Below are 6,034 nucleotides of genomic sequence, written 5' to 3'. Positions count from 1 at the left end.
CTTTCGATCTCTTTGATAATGGTAAGTTTCTCCGATGCGCAATATTCAACTTTAGACATGAAAATGCTCCCCTCACAGCAGCAGGTTTTTTATTATTTCACCTGTCTACTATTTGGGGAGCATATCACAGGTTGTTAAAACCTTGCGGAGGCAGCCTTTTTACTTTGATTCTGCTTTATTACTGTTGGCCGGGACGAATACGGACGACTCCGATGTCTGTTGCATTGATTGCAAATGCATTTCCGCCTTGATTAATGGATGCATGTGCGTTTTGCTTGACATTAACAAAGGTTTTACCGTTGTTTTTCTTTACCGTGTTGCCCTGCTTAGAATGTTTAAAAGACATGTTATCACCTCCTTTGAGGCGTGTGTAAAATAATGCTGCTTAGTGGAGGGATGAGGGATGAGAGGGAACTAGCTGCGCTTTGATTTTTTGAAAATTTGCACAGTAGCTGCATTGCTTGCCAGCACATTGCCCTGCTGTGCACTTGCTTCGGATGATTGATAAATATTAATGATCAAATATTTGTTTTTGCCTACGCGGTACTTAATGGTTTTCACACTTGAACGAACCATCTATGAGCCTCCCTTACTAGCAAGTTTCTCTTTACTAGATAACATATGAGAGAAACAGGCGGCCTGTATCCGCTAATATTAACCGTCAAATCTATCAATTATTCATTCCTCTTATAATGAGAGGGTGTCATGCCTGTTAGTTTCTTGAACATACGGTGAAAATGCGGAAGGCTTTCAAAGCCGCATTGCTCGGCTATTTCGGCAATATTGGCATCGCTCTCCATTAATAGCTCTTTAGCGCGAATAATTCGTTTGGTCGTGACATATTCCGTAACGTTCATGCTGGTTAGTTTTTTGAAAACACGCGAAAAATGAGCGGGCGTAACCGATGCGCGTTTGGCAAGCTGCGACAATCCAAGAGGGTTGCTCGGATGCTCATCGATATAGGTTAATACAGCGGTCATCCAGCTTGGAGCGGATGAGGATACCGTTTGGCCTTCTTCAGAGGGAGCGAGGATGCGCCCGAGGAACAGCAATATTTGCTGGAGATGAAGAAGGATAGCTAGACGATTGCCTGGCAGCTTGTCCATTTCCTCCAAATGTATCCGATCGATTAAATCGACTATTTGTTGTTTCTCTTCAGCAGATGCCTTCGACAGCTTGTACGCCTTATGGCGCTTGGCTTGCTCGAAGCAGCGCAAATAGGAGAAAGGATCGCCAAGTGGCGGGCTGTGCACGAGTGAAGCATTAAAGAAAAGCGCAGTTGATGTTTTCGGGTCATCCGAATCTGGAAAGGAGCGATGGATCGTGTTTCCGGGAATGAGGAAGATGTCGCCGGGAACAGCATCATAAAACGTCTGATCGATAAAGAACGTACCTTTGCCGCTATAAATATAAACGAGTTCATACCAATCGTGTATATGATCAGGCAATTCGTTTTGCGCGCTCTTGGTGTCACGATATACGCATTCAAACGGAAATGGTGTGTGGGCATCGAACCTTTTACGATAGGGATTCATAGCTTTCTCCTCACTCTCCTGTATGAATTGATAACGCCCACTTCTCTTCGATAAGTTGTTTATTAGACAACACTTCAGTATGGCTTTCTTTTAAAACAAATCCATTTTTAGCATAGATTCGTCTTGCTGTTACGAGCTCACTGTTGGTCCAGAGGATGATTGTTTTGAAAGCTAACCCCTTACAGAAATCAATCGCCGTTTGTACCAGCTGCTGCCCATAACCAGCTCCTCTTACGTCAGGCTCAATGAGAAACAAACCGAGCTGAGCGGTATCCTCATTCACTTTATGAATACTAATTGAACCACGCTGCTTTCCTTCGCTTTCCAAAATCCAAATGTTCTCATTAGGATCTGACCTCTCGATAAAACCATGTACACGATCAGCAATAAACGCTCGGAAAGAAAGATCGTAGTGGAACTCCTTATTGTAAAGATTGTAGTGGGAGTTAATGATGTAATCTACATCTTCTAATTTAAACGGACGGATCATCCGATCACCTTTTCCATTCTATTTTAAGTTTCAAAAAGCGCTAGTCCTCCTAGCATCAGCCTGATTGTAACAAATATCAAAAAAGAGTACAAATATGCATGAATTGATTATTTCAGCTATCAATATTGTTTTTTATAATGAAGAGGAAGCTACTTTGTTAGAAAAGAGGCTGATGAGATGAGAATAGATTCGCATCAACATTATTGGAAGATTGAACGAGGGGATTACGGCTGGATCACACCAGACATTCCGGTGCTTTACCGCGATTTTTTGCCGCAGCATTTGGAGCCTCATCTAAATAAACATAAGCTGGACGGTACGATTGTTGTGCAGGCGGCAGCGACGCTTGCAGAAACGGATTATTTGCTGACATTAAGCGAGTCATCCGATACGATATTAGGCGTTGTCGCATGGCTGGATCTTGCCGATCCGGATTATCGCAATCATTACGAGCGTTTTGCGCAGCATCCGAAATGTGTAGGCTTCCGTGTCATGATTCAGGAGATGCCCGATGCGAATGCGATTTTGGCACCAAGCTATTTGGAAGCGTTCACATATTTTGCAGACAAAGGAATACCGATAGATTTGTTAGTTGTGTCGCATCAGCTTACTCCTCTAGTTGAACTGCTGGATAAAGTGCCAGGCCTTCATGCGGTCATTGACCATATCGCGAAGCCTAGAATAAAAGCTGGGGAGCTTGAGCCTTGGAAAAGCCAAATTAGCCAAATTGCCGCTCATCCTAATCTATTTTGCAAGCTCTCGGGAATGGTCACAGAGGCGGATCATGATAACTGGCAACCAGCTGATTTCTTGCCCTATATCGAGCATGCGCTCGAAGCATTTGGTTACAAGCGGGTCATGTTTGGCAGCGATTGGCCGGTCAGCTTGCTTGCGGCAAGCTACGACGAGGTTGTGTCCGTGCTGGAGCAGGCGCTGCCGCAGACATGGACGGAATTAGAGCGAGAGCGGTTGTTTGGACGAAACGCAAAGGAGTTTTATCGAATATGAACACTTTAAACGAGCAGCAATTAAATGAAGAACAGACACAGCAATATAGGGCAATGAAGCAAGCTAAGATTACGGTACTGCAAATTGGCGAAGGCAATTTTTTGCGCGGCTTTTTTGACTGGATGATTCAAGCTTGCAAGAATCAAGGCTTATACGAGGGAAGCATTGCGGTGACGCAGCCGCGTCCCAGCGGCAAACCAAAGATTGATGCGCTGGCAGAACAGGACGGTCTATATACGCTTGTTGTTCGCGGTTTGGAGAATGGTGCCAGCGTGGAGCGTACAGAGATTGTTTCTGTGTTTAGCAAAGTATTTGATCCGTATTCCAATTGGGATGAATATCTCGTTTTGGCCGAAAGCCCAGACTTGCAGGTTGTCGTATCCAACACGACGGAAGCGGGACTTGTTTATCGACCGGAGGAGCTCATCGAGGGACAACCGATTCAGTCGTTTCCTGGCAAGCTGACACAGCTGCTGTACCGCAGATTTAATTATTTTAAAGGCGATCCGAAGCGCGGCTTAGTATGCTTGCCTTGCGAGCTGCTGGAACGTAATGGCGATGAGCTTCGCAGCTGTATTTTGCGCTATAGCGATGATTGGGGATATTCCGAAGAATTCAAACATTGGGTTACTCAGCATAACCGTTTTCTGAACTCATTAGTCGATCGCATTGTTACGGGTTATCCAGATGCAGCACAGGCTGAAGCTTGGTTTGGTGAATGGGGCTACTCTGATTCCATGCTGAGCACAGCAGAGCCGTATCATTTATGGGCGATTGAGACAGGACCGGAGCTGGATGAGCTGCTTCCGCTGCGCAAGGCTGGACTGAACGTACATTATGTCGAGGATTTGAAGCCTTTCCAGCTAAGAAAGGTGCGAATTTTGAATGGTGCACACACGTTAATGACGCCGCTTGGCTTGCTGCATGATATGGAGCAGGTGCGGGAAGCGATGGAGGATACAGTGCTTGGTCCTCTGGTGAGAGCAACAGTAGAGACGGAAATCATCCCTTCACTTGCCATTTCTGAAGAGGAGCTGCACGCCTATGCACAGGATGTTTATGAACGTTTTCTTAATCCGTTCATTCGTCATCGACTTGCGGATATTGCGATGAACAGCTTAAGTAAATTTAAAGTGCGTCTGCTTCCATCCCTGCTTCATTATGCCGAAGATGGTAATATGCTGCCAACGGGCCATATACAAGGTTTTGCTGGTTTGCTTCGGTATTACAAAGTAATGCTTGGTGAGACGGGTTACGAAGGGAAAACGTTAAGCGGATTGTCGTACGTGGTGCGGGATGATGCCAGCTTGCTTGCCATCATTGCGTCTATCTGGGCGGAAGCGAAAGAGCAGAAATGGCCGCTGGAACAGACCGTATCTAGACTGCTGCACTTGGAAAACGTGTGGGGATGTAATTTGGCGTCACTATGGCCAGAACTGGCAGCTGCGATAAGCGCGAGCATAGAGGAAATGGAGCGAGTAGCGAATGAATAGCTGGATTCGATTGCATGAGGATGATCATGTCGTTATTGCGCTGCAGTCATTTGCTCAAGGAGATAAGCTGACGCTTGAATCGGGGTTAGTTCTTGAGCTGCAAGATGAGGTGCCGAAGGGTCATAAGGTGCTGACGCGAGCTGCTCGCAAAGGGGAGCATGTGCTCAAGTTTGGTTACTCGATTGGAGTTGCGAAGGAAGATATCGAGCCAGGCAGCTGGATTCATACCCATAACATGGGCACGGGCTTAAAAGGATTTCTCGATTATTCGTATGAGCAGACTACGTCGCCAGCAGAAGTGAAAGCAGTATCGCGTGATGCTGATCGTACCTTTCAAGGTTTTATTCGCGAGAATGGCGATGTCGGTATACGGAATGAAATTTGGATTATTAACACGGTCGGCTGCATTAATAAAACCTGTGAGATTGTAGCAAGAAAAGCACATGCGCTTTATGAAGGACGTGTGGCTGGGGTGTACCATTTTGCACATCCGTTCGGCTGCTCGCAGCTTGGCGATGATCTTGTGCACACACAGAAGCTGCTTGCCTCACTCGTAAACCATCCGAACGCAGCTGGCGTACTCGTTATCGGCTTAGGCTGTGAGAACAATCAGATTGATGCGTTCAAGCGGGCAATTGGCGAGCATAGCGCGGAACGAGTAAAGTTTCTCAAGTCGCAAGAGGCGGAGGATGAGATCGAGGACGCGCTGGGGCTGGTAGAAGAGCTCGTAAGTTATGCAGAACGATTCAAGCGCGAGCCAGTTTCGGTATCAAAGCTGAAGCTTGGCCTGAAATGCGGAGGCTCGGATGGCTTGTCCGGCATAACGGCGAATCCGCTCGTAGGCGCGGTATCGGATCGTTTGATCGAAGCGGGCGGTACAGCTATATTGACCGAGGTGCCGGAGATGTTCGGCGCGGAGACGATATTGATGAGCCGCGCAACAAATGAGCAGGTTTTTCACAAAATTGTTCATCTAATAAACGATTTCAAGCAATATTTTATAAAGCATGATCAAGAAATTTATGAGAATCCATCGCCCGGCAATAAGGCAGGGGGCATCAGTACGTTAGAGGAAAAATCACTCGGCTGCACTCAAAAGGGCGGACACGCTATTGTAAGGGATGTTGTGCCTTACGGGGAGCGCGTTACAAGCAGCGGTCTCAATTTATTAGAAGCACCTGGCAATGATCTGGTATCGGTTACGGCGTTATCAGCCGGAGGAGCGCATATCGTGCTGTTCACGACAGGACGGGGAACGCCGTTTGGCGGGCCGGTTCCAACAGTGAAGATTGCGACGAATAGTGAGCTTGCTGCCCGCAAGAAAAACTGGATCGACTTTAACGCAGGTGAGCTGCTTGAGAGCAAAAGCATGGAGATGCTGACCGATGAGCTGTGGGAGCAATTAATCAGCTTAGCTTCAGGCGAGCTGCAAACACATAATGAGCGAAACGGGTTTAAAGAAATCGCGATTTTTAAAGACGGCGTTATTTTGTAAAAGCGGTGGCAAA

The 6,034-nt window shown here is 46.6% G+C and carries 7 protein-coding genes; 3 read left to right on the top strand and 4 right to left on the bottom strand.

Annotation, left to right across the window (positions count from 1 at the left end):
• Positions 1-178 precede the first annotated feature (178 nt).
• The 4 genes from AB4Z50_RS23505 to AB4Z50_RS23490 form a co-directional block, all read right to left on the bottom strand.
• Complete coding sequence (locus AB4Z50_RS23505) at positions 179-346, bottom strand: hypothetical protein (RefSeq protein ID WP_339204909.1); 168 nt, start codon at positions 344-346, stop codon at positions 179-181.
• Positions 347-414: 68 nt separating this feature from the next.
• Positions 415-576, bottom strand: coding sequence for a hypothetical protein (locus AB4Z50_RS23500; protein WP_339204908.1), 162 nt, complete (start codon positions 574-576; stop codon positions 415-417).
• 98 nt (positions 577-674) lie between these two features.
• Complete coding sequence (locus tag AB4Z50_RS23495; protein WP_441882747.1) at positions 675-1,535, bottom strand: helix-turn-helix domain-containing protein; 861 nt, start codon at positions 1,533-1,535, stop codon at positions 675-677.
• Between the two features lie 10 nt (positions 1,536-1,545).
• Positions 1,546-2,025 carry a GNAT family N-acetyltransferase gene (locus AB4Z50_RS23490; protein ID WP_441882745.1) on the bottom strand — a complete coding sequence of 160 codons (480 nt, stop codon included), beginning with the start codon at positions 2,023-2,025 and terminating at the stop codon, positions 1,546-1,548.
• A gap of 177 nt (positions 2,026-2,202) precedes the next feature.
• Between AB4Z50_RS23490 and AB4Z50_RS23485 the strand changes: the two genes are divergently transcribed.
• The 3 genes from AB4Z50_RS23485 to AB4Z50_RS23475 are packed head-to-tail and all read left to right on the top strand — an operon-like array spanning position 2,203 to position 6,021.
• Positions 2,203-3,033: an amidohydrolase family protein gene (locus AB4Z50_RS23485; protein ID WP_441882743.1), complete on the top strand. Its 831-nt coding sequence runs from the start codon at positions 2,203-2,205 to the stop codon at positions 3,031-3,033.
• On the top strand, positions 3,030-4,526 hold the full coding sequence (locus AB4Z50_RS23480) for a tagaturonate reductase (protein ID WP_441882741.1): 1,497 nt from the start codon (positions 3,030-3,032) through the stop codon (positions 4,524-4,526). The genes AB4Z50_RS23485 and AB4Z50_RS23480 overlap by 4 nt, the downstream gene beginning before the upstream one ends.
• A complete protein-coding gene (locus tag AB4Z50_RS23475) occupies positions 4,519-6,021 on the top strand; it encodes a UxaA family hydrolase (protein ID WP_441882739.1) in 1,503 nt (500 codons plus the stop codon). The genes AB4Z50_RS23480 and AB4Z50_RS23475 overlap by 8 nt, the downstream gene beginning before the upstream one ends.
• The last annotated feature ends 13 nt before the right edge of the window (positions 6,022-6,034 follow it).

This window comes from Paenibacillus sp. 2TAB26, assembly GCF_052115145.1.
Lineage (GTDB): Bacteria > Bacillota > Bacilli > Paenibacillales > Paenibacillaceae > Pristimantibacillus.
Note: the sequence above shows the minus strand (reverse complement) of the source record. Positions and strands in the feature narration are given on the sequence as shown.